Annotated in this window: 21 protein-coding genes and 2 other annotated features; of the genes, 5 read left to right on the top strand and 16 right to left on the bottom strand. The window is 48.3% G+C overall.

The features are described from left to right. Positions 1 to 71: 71 nt before the first annotated feature. The 3 genes from P404_RS0113955 to P404_RS0113945 all read left to right on the top strand — a co-directional run bounded on the left by P404_RS0113955 (position 72) and on the right by P404_RS0113945 (position 4,122). Positions 72 to 962, top strand: a complete 891-nt coding sequence (locus P404_RS0113955; protein ID WP_014969909.1) for a diacylglycerol/lipid kinase family protein — start codon at positions 72 to 74, stop codon at positions 960 to 962. A 327-nt stretch (positions 963 to 1,289) separates the two neighbouring features. Then, the gene (locus tag P404_RS0113950; RefSeq protein WP_026831074.1) at positions 1,290 to 2,006 is read left to right on the top strand and encodes a peptidoglycan DD-metalloendopeptidase family protein; all 717 of its coding nucleotides are present in this window, start codon (positions 1,290 to 1,292) and stop codon (positions 2,004 to 2,006) included. 127 nt (positions 2,007 to 2,133) lie between these two features. Beyond that, positions 2,134 to 4,122, top strand: a complete 1,989-nt coding sequence (locus P404_RS0113945) for a penicillin-binding transpeptidase domain-containing protein (protein WP_026831073.1) — start codon at positions 2,134 to 2,136, stop codon at positions 4,120 to 4,122. A 98-nt stretch (positions 4,123 to 4,220) separates the two neighbouring features. On the opposite strand, the gene trpA is transcribed toward P404_RS0113945, so the two are convergent. From trpA to P404_RS0113870, 15 genes are all read right to left on the bottom strand, one after another. Next, entirely contained in the window at positions 4,221 to 5,000 is a 780-nt protein-coding gene (gene trpA / locus P404_RS0113940; protein WP_026831072.1) for a tryptophan synthase subunit alpha, read from the bottom strand. Next, positions 5,000 to 6,199 carry a tryptophan synthase subunit beta gene (trpB, locus tag P404_RS0113935; RefSeq protein ID WP_026831071.1) on the bottom strand — a complete coding sequence of 400 codons (1,200 nt, stop codon included), beginning with the start codon at positions 6,197 to 6,199 and terminating at the stop codon, positions 5,000 to 5,002. The genes trpA and trpB overlap by 1 nt, the downstream gene beginning before the upstream one ends. Beyond that, on the bottom strand, positions 6,196 to 6,774 hold the full coding sequence (locus P404_RS0113930) for a phosphoribosylanthranilate isomerase (RefSeq protein ID WP_026831070.1): 579 nt from the start codon (positions 6,772 to 6,774) through the stop codon (positions 6,196 to 6,198). The genes trpB and P404_RS0113930 overlap by 4 nt, the downstream gene beginning before the upstream one ends. Next, entirely contained in the window at positions 6,761 to 7,537 is a 777-nt protein-coding gene (trpC, locus tag P404_RS0113925; RefSeq protein ID WP_026831069.1) for an indole-3-glycerol phosphate synthase TrpC, read from the bottom strand. The genes P404_RS0113930 and trpC overlap by 14 nt, the downstream gene beginning before the upstream one ends. Beyond that, a complete protein-coding gene (trpD, locus tag P404_RS0113920) occupies positions 7,534 to 8,553 on the bottom strand; it encodes an anthranilate phosphoribosyltransferase (protein WP_026831068.1) in 1,020 nt (339 codons plus the stop codon). The genes trpC and trpD overlap by 4 nt, the downstream gene beginning before the upstream one ends. A gap of 5 nt (positions 8,554 to 8,558) precedes the next feature. Then, positions 8,559 to 9,125, bottom strand: coding sequence for an anthranilate synthase component II (locus P404_RS0113915; RefSeq protein WP_014969902.1), 567 nt, complete (start codon positions 9,123 to 9,125; stop codon positions 8,559 to 8,561). Further along, positions 9,122 to 10,516, bottom strand: a complete 1,395-nt coding sequence (gene trpE / locus P404_RS0113910) for an anthranilate synthase component I (protein ID WP_026831067.1) — start codon at positions 10,514 to 10,516, stop codon at positions 9,122 to 9,124. Before trpE ends, P404_RS0113915 begins: the two co-directional genes overlap by 4 nt. A 52-nt stretch (positions 10,517 to 10,568) precedes the next feature. After that, positions 10,569 to 10,813, bottom strand: a binding site (T-box leader). 47 nt (positions 10,814 to 10,860) lie between these two features. Then, positions 10,861 to 11,093, bottom strand: a binding site (T-box leader). 62 nt (positions 11,094 to 11,155) lie between these two features. After that, on the bottom strand, positions 11,156 to 12,448 hold the full coding sequence (locus tag P404_RS0113905; RefSeq protein ID WP_026831066.1) for a dihydrolipoamide acetyltransferase family protein: 1,293 nt from the start codon (positions 12,446 to 12,448) through the stop codon (positions 11,156 to 11,158). Between the two features lie 13 nt (positions 12,449 to 12,461). Continuing rightward, a complete protein-coding gene (locus P404_RS0113900) occupies positions 12,462 to 13,445 on the bottom strand; it encodes an alpha-ketoacid dehydrogenase subunit beta (protein WP_014969899.1) in 984 nt (327 codons plus the stop codon). Continuing rightward, positions 13,442 to 14,455: a thiamine pyrophosphate-dependent dehydrogenase E1 component subunit alpha gene (locus P404_RS0113895; protein WP_026831065.1), complete on the bottom strand. Its 1,014-nt coding sequence runs from the start codon at positions 14,453 to 14,455 to the stop codon at positions 13,442 to 13,444. Before P404_RS0113895 ends, P404_RS0113900 begins: the two co-directional genes overlap by 4 nt. Before the next feature lie 13 nt (positions 14,456 to 14,468). Further along, positions 14,469 to 15,890 carry a dihydrolipoyl dehydrogenase gene (gene lpdA, locus P404_RS0113890; RefSeq protein ID WP_026831064.1) on the bottom strand — a complete coding sequence of 474 codons (1,422 nt, stop codon included), beginning with the start codon at positions 15,888 to 15,890 and terminating at the stop codon, positions 14,469 to 14,471. Further along, positions 15,860 to 16,963, bottom strand: a complete 1,104-nt coding sequence (buk, locus tag P404_RS0113885; RefSeq protein ID WP_026831251.1) for a butyrate kinase — start codon at positions 16,961 to 16,963, stop codon at positions 15,860 to 15,862. The genes lpdA and buk overlap by 31 nt, the downstream gene beginning before the upstream one ends. 13 nt (positions 16,964 to 16,976) lie before the next feature. After that, the gene (locus P404_RS0113880) at positions 16,977 to 18,101 is read right to left on the bottom strand and encodes a Glu/Leu/Phe/Val family dehydrogenase (protein WP_014969895.1); all 1,125 of its coding nucleotides are present in this window, start codon (positions 18,099 to 18,101) and stop codon (positions 16,977 to 16,979) included. Between the two features lie 13 nt (positions 18,102 to 18,114). Next, positions 18,115 to 19,035 (bottom strand): phosphate butyryltransferase, encoded by a 921-nt coding sequence (yqiS, locus tag P404_RS0113875; RefSeq protein WP_014969894.1) that lies wholly within the window; start codon positions 19,033 to 19,035, stop codon positions 18,115 to 18,117. Between the two features lie 144 nt (positions 19,036 to 19,179). After that, positions 19,180 to 20,835 carry a sigma-54-dependent Fis family transcriptional regulator gene (locus tag P404_RS0113870; protein WP_014969893.1) on the bottom strand — a complete coding sequence of 552 codons (1,656 nt, stop codon included), beginning with the start codon at positions 20,833 to 20,835 and terminating at the stop codon, positions 19,180 to 19,182. A 121-nt stretch (positions 20,836 to 20,956) separates the two neighbouring features. Here P404_RS0113870 and P404_RS0113865 point away from each other — a divergent pair, with 121 nt between their 5' ends. Together P404_RS0113865 and P404_RS18410 are read left to right on the top strand one after the other, a co-directional pair. Continuing rightward, complete coding sequence (locus P404_RS0113865; RefSeq protein WP_014969892.1) at positions 20,957 to 21,211, top strand: DUF2627 family protein; 255 nt, start codon at positions 20,957 to 20,959, stop codon at positions 21,209 to 21,211. Positions 21,212 to 21,439: 228 nt separating this feature from the next. Continuing rightward, entirely contained in the window at positions 21,440 to 21,736 is a 297-nt protein-coding gene (locus P404_RS18410) for a hypothetical protein (protein ID WP_150111986.1), read from the top strand. 289 nt (positions 21,737 to 22,025) lie between these two features. On the opposite strand, the gene spo0A is transcribed toward P404_RS18410, so the two are convergent. Next, positions 22,026 to 22,739, bottom strand: coding sequence for a sporulation transcription factor Spo0A (gene spo0A, locus P404_RS0113855; RefSeq protein ID WP_081578942.1), 714 nt, complete (start codon positions 22,737 to 22,739; stop codon positions 22,026 to 22,028). Between the last annotated feature and the right edge of the window lies 1 nt (position 22,740).

The following is a 22,740-nucleotide window of genomic DNA, read 5'->3' as shown; positions in this document are numbered from 1 at the left end:
TTTCTGTCTAGGATTATGTTTAGGTCATGTTGGGAAAATAGAAAGAGTTAGATTCAAAGGAGGAACTGAACTTGTCAAAAGTCATGCTGATCATCAATCCATCATCTGGGAAAGAACTCGGGAAAAAACATGCGGAATTTGCTGAAGGTACGTTAGCACAACGATTTACGGAAGTCGATGTCCGCTTTACAGAAAAAGAACTGGATGCGACGCAGTTCGCGAAACAGGCCGCTCAGGAACGATACGATGCTGTTGTCGCCATGGGCGGAGACGGAACGGTCAATGAAGTCATCACGGGGATCGCGGAACAAGACTACCGCCCGACGCTCGGTATCGTTCCACTCGGCACGGTCAATGACTTAGCACGTGCCTTGAACATTCCGACTGATCCACAAGAAGCCATCAGTATTTTAGAAGACGCCCCTTCTCGTCCGCTGGACATCGGAAAGTATGATGATCATTATTTCATGAACGTCATCGCTGTCGGATTGATCGCTGAAGCTGTCGAAGAAGTCAGTGTCGAGCAAAAAACGTCACTCGGTTCTGTCGCTTATTTCATCGAAGGATTAAAAGCGTTTAAAGATCATAGTCCCTATCCGATTCAATTGACGGCAACCGAAAAATCATTTGACGGTGAAACACCGCTTTTAATCATTTCCCTGACAAATTCAGTTGGAGGTTTCGAATCGTTTGCTAAGGAAGCACGTGTCGATGATGGACTATTACATGTCTTCATCATCAAGCAGCTTGGCTTCTTTGATGCTCTTCAAGCGTTACCGAAACTATTGACAGGTGGTATCGCAGATGCCGATCAAGTCGATTATTTTACGACAAAAGAAGTCCGTATCGATTCGAAAGAACATCTCCCGATCAACGCGGATGGCGATACGGCAGGACATCTTCCGATTACCGTTCAGGTCTTAAGTCAACATTTGACCGTTTTTGCACCTGTTTCCAACTAAGTCTTTTTTCCTATATACGTGAGGATGCGTTTTTTTGCATCGTCACGTTTTTTTATGTTTATTCAAAAAACATCTTATTGATTCTATTTTGTTAAAATTAAATTTAGTTTATAAATGAAATATTTACCATTACAATATATGTTATACAACTATAATCTTGCAATGAAACTGAAATATTTCTGTGTTATTCGCGATGCTATAATCATTCTATCAAGAAAATATTTATACATATTAAATACATAATGCTCTGTATCTTACAACTTTGAAAGGGCTTGTTCCCTTACATAATCGTCCGTCGCCTTTCACACTTCTAGGAGGAACTTCTACATGAAACGCATGATTACAACTATGACAATGACAGCACTGATGGTTTCAGGTTTCGCTACAACGACTACCCAAAAAGTTGACGCAGCGACAACGTACAAAGTAAAAGTAACAGCAGATGGCTTACGCGTTCGGACGGGCCCTTCGACCGCTTACAAGGTCGTCGGTAGTGTCAATTCAGGACAAACTTTCAATTATCTAGGTGTTTCCGGCTCATGGACAAAAATTTCTTACGGTGGTACATCACGTTACATCTCTTCTACATACGCTAAAAAATACAGTGTCACAACTGCGTCAAAAGCATCAAGCGGCTTTTCCCGCCCTGCTAGCGGACGAATCGCACAAGGATACGGTGCCGCTAGCGGCACGTATGGTTACACATTCCATAATGGAATCGACATCGCTGCTCCGACCGGTACCCCTGTTTATGCGTCTGCTGCCGGTACGGTCATCACATCACGGTATTATGGTGCTTACGGCAACCACATCATGATGAAACATACAGTCAACGGGTTATCTTATACGACGGTATATGCTCACTTGAGTAGCCGAGCTGTTTCCGTCGGACAAAAGATCGCCAAGGGTTCAAGAATCGGGAATATCGGCAATACCGGAAACTCTTTTGGATCACACCTTCATTTTGAAATGCACCGGGGAAACTACGTTTACAGCGCTTCTTCTGCTGCAAACAGTGTCAATCCACTCAACTACTTTAACTAATCGTTTTGTTGATCTCACGCGAATGTCCTCATTCGCGTGTTTTTTTCGTGTTTCGTTCGAGATGAAATCCCGGGGAAAGAATGGTACGGTGGTAACAAATACTATGTTGTTCAAAGGAGGAAACATCTTGAAGCCGACAATCCCGCTCCTACTTTCAACTACGCTCGGTCTCGTTGTTCTGACCGGTTGCCAGGATGCACCGACAGCGGAGGAACGATTAGATGCCTATATCAAGTTATGGGAAAAACAAGATTACGACAAGATGTATGCTGAGTATGCCAGCGAACAGACTAAAAGTACCTATGGTAAAAAAGAATTCATTGAACGGACCAAAAAGTTAGCCGCTTCATTGGACATCGAGGAGCTTTCCGTAAAACGGTTGAAATCGACGGAAAATGAGGATTCCAAAAAAGCAAGCTTACCCGTCGAGATTTCGTTTGAGACGTTAGCAGGAGCTGTTTCCTATGACAAACAAGTTCCATTGACGTTCGAAAAACAGAGGGACTCGGAAAACTGGTATATCGATTGGGATTCATCCTTTGTCCTGAAGGGTTTCAAGAAAGACGATCGTGTGCAGTTAACGACTCTTGAGGCGAAACGAGGCGACCTCCTCGATTCCGAAAAACGACCACTCGCGACGACGGATACAGGGGCTCAAGTCGGGGCGATCGCAGGACAACTCAAAGATGTTTCGACACTTGCGAAATTACTCGATCGACCCGTTTCCTCGATCGAAGATGCACTCGGTGCAAGCTGGGTCAAAGACGGACAATTCGTTCCGCTGAAGACCTATGCTGCTGACGCCAAATCACAACTGACACGACTCGAGCAAGTCGATGGTGTCGGTATCAAGGAAACCGAAGTGAGGACGTATCCATTCGGCAAGGCGACTTCACATTTGATCGGATATACTGGTTCCGCGACAGCAGATGAGATCAAACAATCAAAACAAACGATTCAGGCCGGGGAACAAGTCGGAAAACGAGGACTCGAACAGGTACTTGATGAGACATTACGCGGCACGGCCGGTGCCCGGATCGAGATCATTAAACCAGATGACACAACCATTGATGTAGCTGAAACTGAAGCAAAGGATGGACAGGACATCCAGCTGACGATTGACGGCACATTACAACAACAGACGTACAAAACGATGAAAGACGATCCAGGAACAGCAGCCGCAATCGATCCACGGACCGGTGAGACCCGTGTGCTCCTCAGCTCACCTGGGTTCGATCCGGCCGAGTTCACGACCGGGATTTCCCAAGCGCGCCTTGATGCGTTGACAAAAAATCCGGATCAACCCTTACTCAATCGTTTTACGAGTGCATTCGCACCCGGCTCGACCCAAAAACCCTTGACGGCAGCAGTCGGCCTCAAGAGTAAAACGCTTGATCCCGAAAAAGACTACACGATTGACGGGTTGAAAACAAAGATCGATGGTTTTAACGTCACCCGGATTCACGAGACACCGGATCCTGTTAATCTGCATAATGCCTTGGTCTACTCGGACAATATCTATTTTGCGAAATCAACGTTGGAACAGATTGGAACGGAAGCCTTTACGTCCGGTCTTGAAGCGTTAGGATACGGAGAAAAGATTCCCTTCACGTATCCGATGCGTGCTTCACAAATCTCAAACGATGGTTCGATTGCGTCTGATGGTCAATTGATGGATACGTCTTATGGGCAAGGCCAAATGTTGACGAACATCCTCCATCTGGCTTCGATGTACGAAATTTTCCTGACAGACGGTATCATTTATCGACCGACATTATTGACGGAAGAAACAACCAAGCAGGTTTGGAAAAAAGACGTCCTCGATGCCAAGGATGCCGCGATGATCCGGGACGATCTCTATGACGTCGTCCATGCCGGGTATCCACTTCCGGCAGACATTCCAGAAGTCAAGGTCGCCGGAAAGACCGGGACGGCCGAATTGAAAAAGGCAGGCGAAGAAAACGGGCAAGAGAACGGCTTTTTCGTCGGTTATGATGATGACAAAAAAGACTTACTCGTCGCCATCATGATTGAGTCCGTCGAACAAGAAGACCGCGGGAGTCCATACGTGTCTGGTCTTGTCGCAGATGTCTTGAAAAGTCACGCTGAAAAATAAAATGATTTCACTACAAAAAGGGTGCCCGGATTTGAAATCCGGGCACCCTTTTTTGAATTTCAACGACTGACTTGTCAGTCCACCCTTTTCAAATCAACTTACACCGTCACATCCGGTAACCGGGCAGCCATCAACTGTTCGATGGCCACTTCATCACCTTGGTGCAATAACTCGACGATTTTGCTCCCGACGATGACGCCGGCAACACTTGTGCTGAGTTGACGGACATGTTCCGGTGTACTGATCCCAAAACCAGCTAAGACAGGAACCGGGCTCAATTGAGCGACTTTCGCCAAATGCTCTTCTAATGCATCACCGAAGTGCGTTTGCCCCCCTGTTGTCCCGTTGACCGTGACGGCGTACAGGAATCCTTCACTATGGGTTGCCAGTTTCTCAATCCGTTCGATCGGACTCGTCAAGGACACGAGTTGAACAAGGGCGATCTCTTGTTTGTTGCGTCCGGCAAAAAACTGATTGCTTTGCTCAAGTGGCAAATCCGGAATGATTAAACCATCGACTCCAACTTCACGACACGTGGCAAGGAAGCTGTCGATCCCATACCGGAAAATCGGATTTAAATACGTCATGACGACAATCGGAACGGTCGTCGACTGTCTCGCCACTCGAATCGCTTCTAAAACATCTTTTAGACTGACCTGTTTTGCCAAAGCACGTAATCCGGCTTCTTGAATGACAGGACCATCCGCGACGGGATCAGAAAACGGGACACCCACCTCAATCGCCGTCGCTCCTGATTTTTCAAGAAATGCCAAGATGGCGGGCAACCGCTCGATTCCTCCATCCCCTCCCATCACATAGGGAATAAATGCTTTTTCACCACGTTGATTAACAGTGCGGATTGCTTGTTCTAAACGCATCAGGCTTCCCCCTTCAAAGCATTTCTGACTGTCATGACATCTTTATCGCCGCGTCCTGACAGACAGATGACGACGACTTCTTCCGGTTGCATCTCTTTGGCAAGTTCTGTTGCATGAGCGATGGCATGCGCCGTTTCAAGCGCTGGAATGATGCCTTCTTTTTGACACAACAATTGCAGGGCATCCAGTGCCTGTTGATCCGTGACGGCCTCATACTGGACACGGCCAATATCTTTTAACAGACTATGTTCGGGACCGACACCAGGATAATCCAGTCCGGCTGAAATCGAATGGGCTTCCGTCACTTGACCATGGTCATCTTGCAACAGATACATCATTGAGCCATGTAAGACCCCGACTTCCCCTTTTGACATCGTCGCTGCGTGTTTATCCGTATCCAGTCCACTTCCCGCTGCTTCGATGCCGTATAACGCGACGTCTTCATCCTCGATGAACGGATGGAACATCCCGATTGCATTACTTCCTCCGCCGACACAAGCGACGATCGCTTCCGGTAATTTCCCCTCTTTTTCAAGGATTTGTGCCCGCGTCTCTTGACCGATGATGGCTTGGAAATCACGGACGATTTCCGGGAACGGGTGTGGTCCGAGGACGGAGCCCATCAAGTAATGCGTATCATCGACATGTTTGACCCAGTAACGTAACGCTTCATTGACGGCATCTTTTAACGTCCGGCTCCCTTGTGTCACGGAAACGACTTTCGCACCCAGTAACTCCATCCGGAAAACGTTCAGTTCCTGACGGCGAATATCTTCTTCTCCCATGAAAATGACACATTCTAAATCAAGCAGGGCACAGACGGTCGCCGTCGCGACACCATGTTGTCCGGCACCCGTCTCCGCTACGATTTTTCGTTTCCCCATTCGTTCAGCGAGCAGTGCTTGACCAATCGTATTATTGATTTTATGAGCACCTGTATGATTCAAATCTTCGCGTTTCAAATAAATTTTTGCCCCACCGATGGCTCGTGTTAAATGCTCGGCATAATAAAGTGGTGTTTTTCGACCAACATAGTTTTCGAGCAAGTCATTCATCCGTTCATAAAAAGTCGGGTCTTCTTTCACTTCCGCATAGGCTTGTTCGAGTTCAAGAACGGCTTGCATCAAGGTTTCCGGAATATAACGTCCTCCGTAGATTCCGTATTGTCCCAGTGCATCCGGTTGTGAATAACGTGTCATTTGAAAGTCTCCTTTACGGCATCCGTGAATGCCTGCATTTTTTTCAGATCTTTTTGACCATTTGTTTCAATCCCACTTGAGACATCGACTGCAAACGGATGATACCGTTCGATGACGTGTTGGACATTGTCCGCCCGAAGCCCCCCTGCGACAAAGATTGGTTGATCCGCTTGTAGATCCGTCGTCCAATCAAACGTCTGTCCGCTACCGGCTTCCGGTGCATCGAACAAGACATAATCGGCATCGGGATGAATCGATGAGGCCGCATCTGCAGGGAGCGCTTGAATAATCGGGACGTGTTGATCGCGGAACAACTCGTCCGATACTGGACCATGCAGTTGAATCAAGTCCAATCCGACCTGCTCAATCGTTTCATCGACTTCCTTTCGTGTCGGTGAGACGAACACGCCAACGACTTTTACATCGACCGGGATGTGTTTCCGTAAAACCGCGGCTTCTAAACGTGTGACTTGCCGTTTGCTTGGTGCAAAAACAAATCCGATATAGTCTGCCCGTTCAGCCGCATATTTCACCTCTTCGATCCGTTTTAAGCCACAAAACTTAATGCGTGTCATGATGCGCCCCACTGACAGTTTGAATGAACTCTGCCGGATCGTCTGCCCGCATCAACGTTTCCCCGATCAAAATGCCATCTGCTCCGGCCGCATGTAACATTTTGGCTTCTTCTATCGTCTTGATGCCACTTTCGCTGATATAACGGACATTTTCTGATTTTGCCTTGAGCAACTGGAGTGATGTTTCCAGGTTCACTTCGAATTTTTTTAAATTACGATTGTTGATGCCGATGATTTTGGCTTGTAACCGTTCTGCTCGTTCCAGTTCAGTTGCATCATGGACTTCAACCAACACTTCGAGTCCATTCGCATACGCATAGTCATACAAATCGTGTAACGTCTCATCGTCGAGCGCAGCGACGATCAACAGAATCAAACGTGCACCATGTGCTTTGGCGACATCGATTTGAATCCGGTCAATCATGAAGTCCTTACACAAAACAGGGACATCCACTGCTTGGGCGACAGCTGCCAGGTCTTGCATGCTCCCTTTAAAATACGTTGCATCCGTCAAGACCGAGATGACGGTCGCTCCACTCGCCGCATACCGTTTCGCTTGTGCCACCGGATCGACATTTAGTGAGATGTCGCCTTTAGACGGCGAAGCCCGTTTGATTTCCGCGATGACCGATAGATCCGTTCCACCAAGCGATTGATGAATGGTTGGCGTAAGGGAGGGACGCTCGACCAAAGGAAGACCCTCTAGTTTCAACTGTTGCACTTCAAGTCGTTTCGTGTCGATGATTCGGTCTAAAATATTCATCCGATTGCCTCCTGTCGTTTCATGCGTTGCAAGTACTGTAGTTTTTCAAAGGCACGACCGGAATCGATACTGTCTGCCGCGTGTTCAATCCCTTCACGAATCGTTTGGACCCGTCCTTCCGCAAACAGGGCGATCCCGGCATTGAGCAGGACGGTATCCCGGTATGGACCCGCTTCTCCGTGTAAGACCCGTAATAAGATATCCGCATTTTCAGCTGCCGTCCCACCGCGGATGGCTTCAATCGGTGCGACCTGCAGACCGACTTCTTCCGGATGTAAACTGAACCGGATCAATTCGCCTCGATCGAGTAAAACCAATTGATTTGTACCCGCTAACGACGCTTCATCCATCCCACAGGCGCCATGGAGAACGATGGCTCGTTTTCGTCCTAACCGATGTAACGTCAAGGCCATCGTCTCAAGCAAATCTTCCCGGTAAATCCCCAGCAACTGCGTTTGTAAAGGTACCGGATTGGTTAAAGGACCAATCAAGTTGAAAATCGTCGGAATCCGTAAGTCACGTCGCACCTTCATGATTTGTTTGACACGGGGATGCATCCGTTGGGCGAACAAGAAGGCAATTCCATTCGTTTCGAGTAAGTCCGCGATTTCTTCCGGTGTCACATCAAGCGGAACCCCTAACGCCTCGAGCACATCCGCACTTCCGGTCTTGCTTGAAACACTCCGGTTGCCATGTTTTGCGACCTTTGCTCCGGCACCGGCTAAGACAAATGCTGCCGTCGTGCTGATGTTAAACGACTGGGATCCGTCTCCCCCCGTGCCACAGTTGTCGATGAATCCACTGCTCGTGACCGGAATGGCAAGCGCAACTTCGCGCATGATCGAGGCCAGTCCCGCTAACTCTTCTGCCGTCTCACCTTTGGCTTTTAATGCGACCAGAAACGCTGCGATTTCACTGTCCGTCACATCCGTGTCAAATAGCTGACGGGCAGCTTGTTGCATTTCTTCATATCGGAGATGATGTGCGTTCGTCAATTTCGTCAATACGTCCTTCATTCCTGTCACTCCTTCGTCAGTTCGATAAATCGTTGTATCATCTGTTGCCCATCTGGTGTCCCAATCGATTCGGGATGGAACTGAATCCCATAGGTCGGATGTTCTCGATGTTCGAGTGCCATGATCGTTCCATCTTCTGTTTCAGCCGTGATCGTCAAGACATCCGGTAAAGTCGTCCGTTCGACAATCAGCGAGTGGTACCGCATCACATCCAACTGTTCCGGTAGACCTGTAAACAATCGACCCGACTGACGGATCGTCGAGGTTTTCCCGTGCCGAATCTCTGGTGCTTCGATGACTTGACCACCAAACGCCTGTCCGATCGCTTGGTGCCCGAGACAGACACCTAGTATGGGAATCTTACCGGAGTAAGCATGAATAACATCCAGACAAATTCCAGCGTCGGTCGGATTCCCAGGTCCCGGTGATAAGATAATCCCTGACGGACGTAAGTCGGCGATCGCCTGTACGTTTATCGCATCATTTCGGATGACTTCGATGTCATCATATACAGCCGCATATTGATATAAGTTATAGGTAAAGGAATCATAATTATCAATCAGTACAATCATTTCCAAACCTCCAGTAAGGACTTCGCTTTATGCAAAGTCTCTTCGTACTCCAGGGTCGGATCAGAGTCATAGACTATTCCCGCTCCCGCCTGAACATATGCTTTTCCGTTTTGGATGACCATCGTCCGGATTGCAAGCGCAAAATCGAGATTACCACTGACATCAAAATATCCGACCGCCCCTGCATACACTTCTCGCTTTTTTGTCTCATATTGATTGATCAGCTGCATCGCTCGAATCTTCGGTGCGCCGGAGACCGTCCCTGCAGGTAAACAGGCGACCAGTGCATCGGCACCTGTCTTTCCTTCCGTCAATGTCCCTTCGACCACGGAAACAAGGTGCATGACGTTTTTGAAGCGTTCAATCTCCATCTGCCGTGAAACTCGAACCGTTCCGACCTGACAGACTTGTCCCAGATCATTCCGTCCTAAATCAACGAGCATTTTATGTTCCGCCTGTTCCTTTTCATCTTGCGCCAACTCCTCGGCAAGCCGTTCGTCGTCCCGTTTCGTTTTCCCTCTTGGCCGTGTTCCGGCAATCGGATTCGTCGTAACCCGCCGCCCTTTGACTTGAATCAAACTTTCCGGTGACGCTCCAAGCACGATGACTTCACCGAGATCGATGTAAAACAGATAAGGACTCGGATTGTCCTGACGAAGTTTTCGGTAAAAGTGAAACGGATCACCGGCAAATGTAGCATCCAGTCGTTGTGACAAGACCAGTTGGAACACGTCCCCTTTCCGAATATGTTCTTTTGCTTGATCGACAAGCGATAAAAATGTTTCTTTTTCAAGTTGCGGCTGATAGACGATATTTTCAAGGGGACGCTCAATCCGTGTCTGTTCGCCCGTCCGTTCCAACTGATTTTTGCGTGCTTGGAGCCGACGTCTCATCTCTGTCCGGTCTGTCAGTCCACCGATTGACGTATGGATCAAGTGGACCCGATGCTCCAGGTGATCGTATAAAATGACTTCATCATATACAGCCAACAAGGCGTCTGGTAAGTGCCGGTCGCTGTCCGGGACAGCTCCGATGTTTTCATACGAACGAATCGTATCGTACCCGACGTAGCCGATTGCACCGCTCAGGAACGGAAACTCGGTATTCGCGATAGGGCGCGTGACGGCTTGTTGCAACAGTTGCACTGGATTTCCTGTCTGCGTGCTTATTTCCTCAGTCCGAAGATTTTGCCGTGTCACGTGATTCCCTTCCGCCCGAAGCAATTCAACCGGATTGACACCGATGATCGAATATCTTGCGTGCCCGACGTTCGTCGAACTTTCAAGCAAACATTTCCGTTCCCCTTCGATATTTAAAAAGATTGAAATCGGAGTCAACTCATCTCCGTTCATCTCTAGTTGCTCCATGATCAGTTCATCTGTCTCAATCATCCTGTTCGCCTCCTGGTATAAAAAAATCCTCCATACAGCAAAAATATGCCGTATGGAGGACGATAGACTCGCGGTGCCACCTCACAATTGGAACAATAACTGTTCCCACTCGATTCCGATGCGTCTTGACGAGACATCGTAGCCTACGATAACGGGGGCTTCCGTCATGACCTACTTAGCGTTCAGTCCTGCTCTCATGAGACCATTCATCAGACATCATTGTACGGAAGTCCCACCTCTCTTCCGCTCTCTGGAACAATGATTCGTCTGACTACTTAACTCATTCATCGATTTTTTTATTCAGTTGAATACGAAAAGGGTCTTCTCGCCCATTCATGATAAACATGAAGGACGGGAAAACCCGCGGTACCACCTTCGTTGACTATTACTAGTCCCCTCGAACGAACCGGTTGCCCTGATTCGTCGTCCTCGATAACGGAAGGTAACCGTCAGAGCCTACTGTAAGTTCGGTCTGATGCTCAGAAGTCCATTCACCTGTTTCCCGATACTGATTCGCACCACCCATCAGCTCTCTTCAATCGTTTCATAGGTTACTTCTCTTCGTCGTTGCGTCTGTTGTTGTGTAATTGTTTTTTATGTTACGTGGGAAACGGTTTCCTGTCAATACATTTGTCCCAATCAATATAAAGACAATTGATTTGGATCAATCGATTCCAGTGACTGTTTGACCGTCTGGAGGAATTGACCGGCAACGAGTCCGTCAAGTACCCGGTGATCAATCGACATACAGAGATTGACCATATCACGCGCCGCAAACATCCCGTTGACCCAGACCGGACGTTTGACGATCGATTCGACCGACAAAATCGCCGCTTGTGGGAAATTAAGGATTGGTGCTGATTGAATCGAACCAAATGAACCGGTGTTATTGACCGTAAACGTACCACCTTGCATCTCGCTTGACGACAATTTTCCAGCCTGTGCCCGTTTACCAAAATCATCGATCGCCCGAGCAAGACCTTTGATGCTCAGTTCATCGGCATTCTTGACAACCGGTACGAACAACGCTTCTTGCGTCGCGACGGCTAGTGACAAGTTGATCGCTTTTTTCTGAATGATCTTTTCGCCGGCCCATGTTGAATTCATGATCGGGTGTTTTTTTAGACCTTCGACCGTTGCTTTCATGAAGAACGGAAGGAACGTCAACTTAACGCCTTCTTGTTTAAAGAATGCATCTTTATGCCGATTCCGGGCTTCGACCAAGTTCGTCACGTCGACTTCAATCATCAACCAGGCATGCGGCGCTTCCTGCTTCGAGCGGACCATGTTCGTCGCAATGGCCTGACGGACACCCGCCGTCGGAATTTCGATATCTCCGGCTTCTGTCGTGCTCGTCATCGGTTTAGCCGCTTGAGGTCGCGCGACTTGCGGCTGTTCTTGTCGTTCTTGTTGTGTTTCTGGTTTTACTGCCGGAACAGACTCAATCGTCGGTGCTTCGACCGTATCCGGTTGACGAATTTGACCCGTTTCGATGACTTTTAAGAGATCTTTCCGGGTAATCCGTCCGCCTGCTCCTGTACCCGTCACCTGTTCGAGATTGATCGCATGCTCGGAAGACAGTTTCAGAACAGCTGGTGAATACCGTTTTTTCATCGATTGGTCACTCGAGACGACTGTTTCTTCGACAGCCGGAACCGCTTCTTCTGTCGCTGCGACTTCGGTTGAACCGCCACTGACTTGTAACGTGACGATGGCCTCGCCGACTTGCAGCGTGTCGCCCTCTTCTGCCAACAGTTTTTCAATCACACCGTCAAACGACGACGGGACTTCTGCTGTGACTTTATCCGTGATGACTTCGGCAATCGGATCATATTTTTTGACAGTGTCACCTGGTTTGACGAGCCAAAGTGAAATCGTTCCTTCGGTTACGCTCTCCCCGAGTTGTGGCATCGTTAAGGTTTCGGTTTTCATGGATGCTTCCCCCTTAGTACGCGTGTAGCGTCCGGATTTTATCTTCGATTTTTTCGCTGGAGACATTAAAGAATTTTTCCATCGTCGGTGCGTATGGCATCGCTGGCACATCCGGACCACAGAGCCGTTCGATTGGCGCATCGAGATCAAACAAAGCTTCTTCGGCAATGATGGCCGACACTTCACTCATGACGCTGCCTTCTTTGTTGTCTTCCGTTACAAGCAGGACTTTCCCCGTTTTCCGTGCTGCTGCGACGACTGCTTCCCGGTCGATCGGATAGACGGTCCGTAAATCCAGAATGTGGACATCGATGCCGTCTTTTTCAAGACGCGTTGCCGCTTCAAGTGCGAATTGGACACAAAGACCATAGGTGATGACCGTCAGATCTTCGCCTTCTCGTTTGACATCCGCTTTTCCGATTTCAACCGTATAATCGCCATCCGGTACTTCTCCCTTAAGCAGACGGTACCCGCGTTTATGTTCAAAGAACAAGACAGGATCGTTTGAGCGGATCGCCGCCTTCAGTAACCCTTTGGCATCATATGGATTCGATGGGATGACGATCTTTAAGCCGGGTGTCGAGTTGAACATCGCTTCGACCGATTGGGAATGATACAAGGCTCCATGGATCCCGCCACCAAACGGCGCCCGGATGACGATCGGACACGACCAGTCGTTGTTTGAACGATAGCGGATTTTAGCCGCTTCACTGACGATCTGATTGACGGCAGGCATGATGAAATCAGCAAACTGCATTTCAGCAATCGGACGCATGCCGTACATCGCGGCACCGATTCCGACTCCGGCAATCGCACTTTCGGCAAGCGGGGCATCGATGACACGTGCTTCCCCGAATTGTTCGAGTAATCCTTGTGTCGCGCGGAAAACACCACCACGGACACCAACATCTTCACCTAAGATAAATACAGAATCATCTCGTTCCATTTCTTCCTTGATCGCACTATTGATTGCTTCGATTAGACTCAACGTCGTCATTTCGTTTCCCCCTCATCGTACACGTAACGGAGTGTGTTTTCTGGTGTATCGTAAGCAGCCGCTTCCGCATAAGCGGTTGCTTCATCCACTTCCTGTTCGAGCTTTGCTTCGATGGCTTGCGCCGTCTCTTCCGTCAGGACACCCATTTGAATCAACTTTTCACGGAACAGTTTGACCCCGTCGCGTGTTTTCAGTTCAGCGAGTTCTTCTGCTGAGCGATACGATTTATCATCATCATCTGATGAGTGAGGAACAAGACGCTCGACTTCGACTTCAATCAAGGTCGGACCGTCACCACGAAGCCCGCGTTCACGCGCTTCTTTGACGGCTTTATAAACAGCAAGCGGGTCAATTCCGTCAATCGTCACACCCGGCATTCCGTAACCGATCGCCCGGTCCGCAACATGTTTGGCTGACAATTGTTTCGAAAGTGGTGTTGAGATCGCATATTTATTGTTTTCACAGAACAGAATGACCGGTAATTTATGAATCCCGGCAAAGTTTGCCCCTTCATGGAAGTCCCCTTGGTTCGAAGAGCCTTCTCCAAACGAGACGTAAGCGACCAGTGGTTCTTGACGCATCTTCGCAGCGAGGGCGATCCCGACAGCATGCGGGACTTGTGTCGTCACCGGACTCGATCCTGTCACGATGTTCAAGGCACGTGACCCATAATGACCGGGCATCTGGCGTCCGCCTGAGTTTGGATCTTCCGCTTTCGCAAAAGCTGATAACATGATGTCGCGTGACGTCTGTCCAAAGTGTAAGACGACGCCAAGATCCCGGTAGTACGGTAAAATATAGTCCGTTCCTTTTTCGAGGGCATACGCCGCTCCGACTTGGGCGGCTTCTTGTCCTTGACATGACACAAGAAACGGAATCTTACCCGACCGGTTCAATTTCCACATCCGTTCGTCAATCTTCCGCGCCCGGACCATCGTCTCGAACATCTGAATCGCGTCTTGTTCCGTCAAACCTAACTCGACCAGTTCTTTGAATTCTATTTTCTCCATCTGTTTTTCCTCCTTAGGCGTGAACCGCTAATCCATCGACTGCTAACGCTGCTTCGCCAAATGCTTCTGATAGTGCAGGATGCGGATGAACGAGCTGTCCGACTTCCCATGCTGTCGCATTTAAGACGAGCGCCAGACCACCTTCGCTGATCAATTCCGTCGCTTTCGGTCCGACGATATGAACCCCAACTAAATCATCTGTCTTTGCATCCGATACAAGCTTGATGAATCCTGCTGCTTCCCCTTCGATTCGAGCTTTTCCAAGCCCATTAAACGAAAACATCCCTATCTTGACATCGAGTCCTGCCGCTTTTGCTTCGGCTTCTGTCAAACCGACGGAAGCGGCTTCCGGCACACTATAGATACAACGCGGAACAAATGCGTAATTCAGTGGGGTCGTCGAACCATTCACAATCGTCTCGACGGCTTTTGTGCCTTCTGCTGAAGCGACGTGGGCCAGTTGCAGACGACCGATGACGTCTCCAATGGCAAAGATATGATTGTCTTTCGTCCGGAAGTCATCATCGACCTGGATGAATCCGTTCTCGACGATGATATTCGTATTTTCAAGCCCGATTCCTTCGACGTTCGCCATCCGGCCGATTGCGACCAACAGCTTATCGGCTGCAAGTGTCGTCTTCTCTCCATTACGGTCGACGTCAATCGTCACGCCAGACTCCTTCAGTCGGAAGCTGTCACTCTGTGCGGCGGCACTCGTTATGATTTTGACACCACGTTTTTTCAATTGACGGGCAACTTCTCGACTGACGGCTTGATCTTCCGTCGGCAAAATCCGGTCACTGAATTCGACGACCGTGACGGCAACATCAAAATCAGTCAGCATCGATGCCCATTCGATTCCGATGACCCCACCACCAATGATGACGATCGACTCGGGTAAAGCGTTCATGTCGAGTGCTTCGTCTGAACTGAGGACGTATTCTGAATCAAAGGCCAGCCCCTGTAGCGGACGTGGACGAGAACCCGTCGCCACAATCAATTGCCGGGGTAAAATCAATTCGCCTTCACCTTCTTCCGGTTCGACACTGATCGTACCTGGCATCGGTGAAAAGATACTTGGTCCAAGAATCGAACCTCGCCCATGAAAAACATCGATTTTCCCTTTTTTCATCAGATGCTGGATGCCTGATTCGAGACCATCGATGATGTCTTGTTTTCGTTGTTTGACCTGTTCGAATCGCAAAAACGATTCTGGTACGTCAACGCCGTATGTAGCGGCGTGTTTAACCGTCTGATAGACCGCTGCCGATTTCAAGAACGCTTTTGACGGAATACAGCCACGATGCAGACATGTTCCACCTAACTTACCTTGTTCGACGATTGCTACCGTTTTCCCGGCTTGGGCAGCACGAATCGCTGCCACGTACCCACCAGGACCACCACCTAGGACAACGACGTCATATTCTCTCGCCATGTTGGTTCGCCTCCATATTCCTTGACTTGTTCTTCGTTGCGTAAGACACGTAAGACACCTTCCGCAAGAGCACGTAATTCATCTTCCCCGGGTATCCGAACGACCGGTCCGAGGTGGGCAATCCGCTCCTCGATCGCCGCTGTTAGTCGGTCACTGTACGCCAAACCACCCGTTAAGAGAATGGCGTCGACTTGACCATATAAAACGGCACTTTGGCCGGCAATTTCTTTTGCGACACGATATGCCATCGCCTCATAGAGCAGAGCAGCCTTTTCGTCTCCTGCATCAATCCGTCGCTCGATTTCAATTGCATCGTATGTGCCTAAATGCGCGACAAGTCCGCCTGACCCGACGATCAGACGCTTCATTTCTTCAAGTTTATACTTGGTACTATAACATAGTTCTACTAGTTGACCAACAGGCAAGGAACCGCTTCGTTCTGGCGAAAATGATCCTTCTCCGTCTAAGCCATTGTTGACATCAATCACACGTCCTTTGAGATGGGCACCGACCGTAATTCCACCGCCCATATGCGCCACGATCAACCGCATTTCTTCATACGGTGTCTTGAGATCCTTTGCATACCGCTTGGCGACCGCTTTTTGGTTCAAGGCATGGAAAATACTTTTTCGTTCAAGTTCAGGTAAGCCCGTAAGTCGCGCGATTGGTTCGAGTTCATCCACGACGACGGGATCCACGATAAAAGCCGGAATGCCAAGTGTTTGTCCGATCTCATCTGCCAATAATCCACCTAGGTTCGATGCATGGACCCCAAACGTCCCGTTCAACAAGTCATTACGCATCTCTTGATTGACCCGGTATGTTCCGCTGACGAGAGGACGGAGCAAACCACCTCGACCGACGATTGCCGTAAGCGCTTTCATTTCAATCTGTTCGTGTGCCAAAACATCCAACACAATTTGCCGTCTGCTGTTCAGCTGATCTGAAAGCGGTCCTCCGACCGCTTCAGCTGAATGGCGCAACGTTTTCGTCAACACTTGTTTTGTTCCATCAAAAATCCCGATTTTCGTTGACGTCGAACCCGGATTGATCGTTAAAATACGTTCGCTCATCGAAATCCTCCTCTTATCCGCGTGATCCTAGGATATTTTTATCACGGCGTAAAAATTGGCTCCGGGCACTGCCCATCGTTGCAATCCGTTCTTCTGCCATCTTTTCTGCTGCCCGGTATGTCGGCAGATGATCGCGTTTCGCGATTTCGATGACTTTTGAGACCGCATCGTAGACGAGTTCGACTTTTTTCATCGCCCGCTCACGATTGTATCCGTCGAGTTCATCGGCGACGTTGATGACACCGCCCGCGTTGATGACGAAGTCTGGTGCATAGAGAATACCGCGTTCTTGTAACATGTCACCGTGACGATCTTCTTTTAATTGGTTGTTCGCTGCACCAGCGATGATTTTCACTTTGAGTTGCGGAATCGTCTCATCGTTGAGTGTCGCACCGAGTGCACACGGTGCAAAAATATCGGCCTCGACACCGTAGATTTCATCCGGGCCAACGACCAAGGCGCCAAAGGCTTCTTCCGCTCGACGTAACGCATCTTGATTGATATCCGTGACAATCAGTTTTGCTCCTTCTTCGTGCAGGTGACGGCATAAGTTAAAGGCGACGTTACCGACTCCTTGAATCGCGATCGTTTTACCACCAAGCGAATCCGTTCCGTACACTTCTTTTGCTGCTGCCTTCATCCCGCGATAGACACCGTATGCCGTGACCGGTGAAGGGTTACCACTTGATCCAAATGCCGGACTGACACCTGTTACGAAGTCTGTTTCCATGTGAATGTAATCCATATCAGCAACTGTCGTATTGACGTCTTCGGCTGTGATGTAACGTCCGTTCAACGACTGGACATACCGTCCAAACGCCCGGAACAACGCTTCTGATTTTTGTGTTTTTGCATCGCCGATAATGACAGCTTTTCCGCCACCGAGGTTTAATCCAGCTGCTGCGTTTTTATACGTCATCCCTTTTGCTAAACGGAGGGCATCGATCAATGCTTCTTCATCCGACGCATAATTCCACATACGGAGACCACCGAGTGCTGGACCAAGTGTCGTATCATGAATCGCGATGATCGCTTTTAGACCTGAGACCTTATCGTGACAAAAGACGACCTGTTCGTAATCTTCCATAGCCATTGTTTCAAAGATACTGAATCGTGCTTCTACGTTTGTTTCTACCATTATGAGTTCCCCCTTAGATTGTCTGTGTGAGCTTTTTTGTAGGTTGGGCATTGAGTAAGGCAAAGGCTAATGAATACAGTTTTGCTTCTGCTGTATCCGCTCGACTCGTTAAAACGACAGGTGCCTTCGCTCCGACTAAAATTGCCGCGACGGATGCCTGCGCAAAGTACATCAACGATTTGTAAATCACGTTTCCGACCTCGATTTGGGGGACGACAAGAAGATCAGCTGCCCCTGCAACGTCTCCCGTCAATCCCTTTTGTTTCGCCGCTTCTAAATTAACCGCATTATCAAGGGCAAGTGGACCGTCAACAAGGCAATCCTTGATCTGTCCGCGCCGATTCATCTGTGTGAGCAGTGCCGCATCGATGGTCGCCTGCATCGTCGGGTTGACGACTTCGACCGCTGCTAAGACAGCAACTTTCGGTAACGTATAGCCAATCGCCCGCAGTGCCGTCACTCCGTTTTCAATGATGTGGACTTTGTCTTCAAGCGTTGGTGCGATATGGATGGCGGCATCCGTCAGTCCGATAGCCGTTTCCCGACCAGGTACTTCAAATAGTGCCACGTGGGACAATACGTTTCCCGAACGTAAGCCGGTTTCCTTGTTCAATACGGCTTTCATGAACGTCGCTGTTGGTACAAGACCCTTCATCAAGACATCCGCATCCCCTTTACGAACGGCATAGGCTGCTCGTTCTGCGGCTTCTTGTGCAGTAGCTGTATGTGTGATGACGAATTGTGACTCACTTAACTTTCGATCATGAATCATTTTTTGGATACGTGTCGCATCCCCAAACAAATGAAAACGAGCTAATTCATTTTCAATCGCTAGCGACACGGCATCCATGACTTCCTCATCGTCCGCTGACGCGATTGCGACAACGGAATCTTCGAGACGTGCTGCTTGTCGTACCATTTGATCAAACCTCAAGTCATTACCCCCTTACCTGTCATTCTCTTTATTTAATAGCAATTTTCATGCCAATCTTAAATCGACGTTCTACTTGGTTTCTTCTCTTTTAATTTTGCACGGAATTGCATTTTTTGCAATATGTTGCACGCAAAGTTTTGCAATTCAACATTGAATGTTAAACCGTTCGACTTTGTAATAGAGCGCACGTAAAGAAATTCCTAACTGTTTGGCTGCTTCCGTCTTATTGCCGTTGACGACATCAAGGGCTTCACGAATTAATTGTTCTTCGACATAAGACATCTCATCTGAAAGATGTTTAATTTCTTTTTTTGGTCGTTCGGAACGTTTCGGAGTCACGGTGACAACCAGTTGAAGGTGCCCTTTTCGTAAGACTTGTTCTGTTTTATCCGTAAAAATTAAAGCACGTCCAATGACGTTTTCCAATTCACGGACATTCCCCTTCCACGTCTGTTTTCGAATCGCTTCAAGTGCGTCTTCCGAAATCCGCTCGACGGATCGGCCGTAACTTTGATTGAGTTTGCGAAGCAAGTGGGTGGCGAGTGGTGACAGATCGTCTGGCCGTTCGCGTAAGGCAGGAATGTGGATCGGCAACCGATTGATCCGATAGTACAAGTCTTCCCGGAATTCGCCGGTAATGATTTTTTGTTCGAGATTGGCATTCGTTGCCGCAATAATCCGGACATCGACCGGAACAGCTTTTGTCCCTCCGACCCGGACGACTTCATTTTCCTGTAATACCCGTAATAATTTGGCTTGGACGTCAAGCGGCAATTCGCCGATTTCATCTAAAAACAACGATCCCCCATGTGCTTCCTCAAAATAGCCTCTTTTACCACCACGACGTGCTCCTGAAAATGCCCCTTCTTCGTAACCAAATAATTCACTTTCAAGTAAACTTGGTGCAATGGCGGCACAGTTGACTCGAACAAATTGTTCATATCTCCGGTCGCTCGCCGCATGAATCGCATGGGCAAACAATTCCTTCCCCGTCCCCGATTCTCCACGAATCAAGACGTTAACAGGCATAGTTGCTGCCAGTTTGGCTTGGTCCACGACAAAACGCATCGGTTCGCTTTCCGCAATGATGTCATCGAAGGTGTACTTCGCTTCTAACGTTCGAATTTTTTGTTTCGCGGCCTTGAGTTCCTTTGTGAGCGCCTTCATTTCAGAGATATCCCGGATGACTCCGACCGATCCTCTGACTTGTCCATCAACGACGACCGGAGCCGCATTGACGATGATGTCCCGCCGATCTTGTCCAATCTTCATCCGCGCATCGCGTACGCTCTCCCCAGTTTCAAGCACCCGTAAATGAACCGATTCCTGCATCCCGATATCGGCACTCGCCGGTTTACCGATCACATCCTGTTCGGTATACCCTGTCATGCGGGTATACGCTGGATTGATTAACATCGTTTCACCGGCTTGATCTGCTACAGAAATCGCTTCACTTGTACAATGAATGATCGCTTCTAACATACGTTCTTTTTCTGCCAGGCGCTCAAGTAAAACGCGGACGAATTCGCCCGGTAAAACCGCGGCCTCCGGGAAAAAATGAATCAATTGTTCAAGCACCCCGTGTTCTCCCGTGGCGTCAATGATAAAATCAATCGCTGTTCCTTCAAAAGCCGTCCATGTCGTCTCGACACGGATTTGTCCTCGTTTGGCGAGCTGGACGCCGATTGCGTGTTCATTCGGATCGACGACCCCGATGACCGTCAACAATGGTGAGCGTTGAAAAGCATGCAGTACTTCTGTCCCACCATGCCCAGCACCAACAATCAAGAGATGATGCATTATGATTCCCCCTTTGAAACTGCTTACATCTTTATCCTACTCGTATTAAAACAGGAGGGCAAATCCCATTCGCAGTCTCGCTTCTTTTCTGATACAATACGCTTGGAAAGGGGTCACACTCATGCGAATCATCGGCTTATTATCTTTACTCATTCCTGGAATCATTGGCGCCATCGGAATCAAACTCATGCGGGATAGCGTTTTCTTAATCGCCCAGTTTCCCTTCCATTATCTGGGGGAATCTGCCTATGTATACGTGTTGCAAGGGGTTATTGGATTAGTCTTAGCCATCGGTGGGATTGGTTTTGTCGCCGGCTATGTCTTTTACCGTGACCGCAAACGGGGGAAAGTATCCGAGCGGTATCGAAAAAAATAAACACACAAAAAGGTCCCCATCTCTTGAACTCATTTCAAGCGCGGGACCTTTTATTCGTATAAAGTTGGTTTCACTTACGGATGAACTCCTCTCATAGTAGAACTATTCGTGTACTTCAAAACCATAGGTTGTCCTCTTAATGAAGAGGTTGAAAGAAATCAGATCTGGCTATCGAGCGATCGATAGAACGGTAAAACGACTCCATTATCTGACTTTACTTGGACCTAGGTGAAGCGTAATGTCATCCGCTTGAAGCAGTCGATCATTCGGTTGCTAACATTCACTGCTAGACAACACTCCTTTTCACGAACTGTACTTGTTGCTGGTCTTGCTGGTCTTGCTGGTCTTGCTGGTCTTGCTGGTCTTGCTGGTCTTGCTGGTCTTGCTGGTCTTGCTGGTCTTGCTGGTCTTGCTTGGTCTTCTTGTTGCTTTGGACGTTTAATTTACGTTACCCTCCACTTTTCCCTTGCTTCGAAATCGTGGAGTCTCATACCTTTCGAGATGTCTCATCTGAAAAAGATATGAATTGCCTTGGTCTAAAAAACTACCAAGAGAATGTCGTCCATCATCCTTGAGCCGTTTACAGGTGGCGTTCTGAGATGAAGTGTGTTGAATGGTTTTCCGGGAACCAATTCGACTTGACGTTCATCTAACGTCTTTCCAAATCATTTGGTATCTTTATTATAACAAATATTTTAGTTTCTGCAACATATATTTAATGAATATTTATTTTTATTTTTCAATGTAAAAGAAGTGGCTGGACCTGATGAAGTAATTCAGGTCCAGCCACTTCTTTTTATTCTCATCTGTTTGCTCAAGATCCATTCATATGATTCGATACATAGGAAATGAACTCCGAATTTTTAGGACCTTTTTGTTGTTCAATCCGTCCCGTAAACAAGACATGTTCGCTCATGCCTTCTTTCCAAGCTGATTTGATCGCATGGCGCATGGCCCGCTCCACGCGTGACGAAGTCGTTTGATGTTTCTTCGCGATCATCGGATACAATTCCTTTGTAATCAATCCCAATAAATCTTCTCGTTCCAATACCATCAGGACGGCATCTTTTAGATAGGTGAAGCCTTTGATATGCGGAGCAATTCCGATTTCTCGTAAAGTGGTCCCGACTTTCGATTCAACCGGCTCCACTTGGTTTGTCTGGACGCCATGTACGACAAGACGGATTTTATTGACGAGTTGATCCAGACTGAACGGCTTTAATAAAAAGTAAGCGGCCCCAAGTGAGACGGCCTGTTGCGATACTTCGTCCTTACCAAACGCACTCAACATGATCACGGCCGGACTGTTTTTATGTTTCGCCAAGGCCTCTAGAACCCCAAGCCCATCTAGATGCGGCATGATGATGTCTAATAACAAGACATCCGTCTCTATCTGTTCTAATTTTTCAAGACAACTCTCCCCATTGTATGCGACACATACCACTTCCATGTCTTCCTGGACAGCTAGATGTTGACGAATCAATTCGACCATTTCTTGGTTGTCATCCGCAATCCCGACTCTAATCAAT

The sequence above is a fragment of the Exiguobacterium antarcticum DSM 14480 genome, assembly GCF_000685865.1.
Lineage (GTDB): Bacteria > Bacillota > Bacilli > Exiguobacteriales > Exiguobacteriaceae > Exiguobacterium_A > Exiguobacterium_A antarcticum.
Note: the sequence above shows the minus strand (reverse complement) of the source record. Positions and strands in the feature narration are given on the sequence as shown.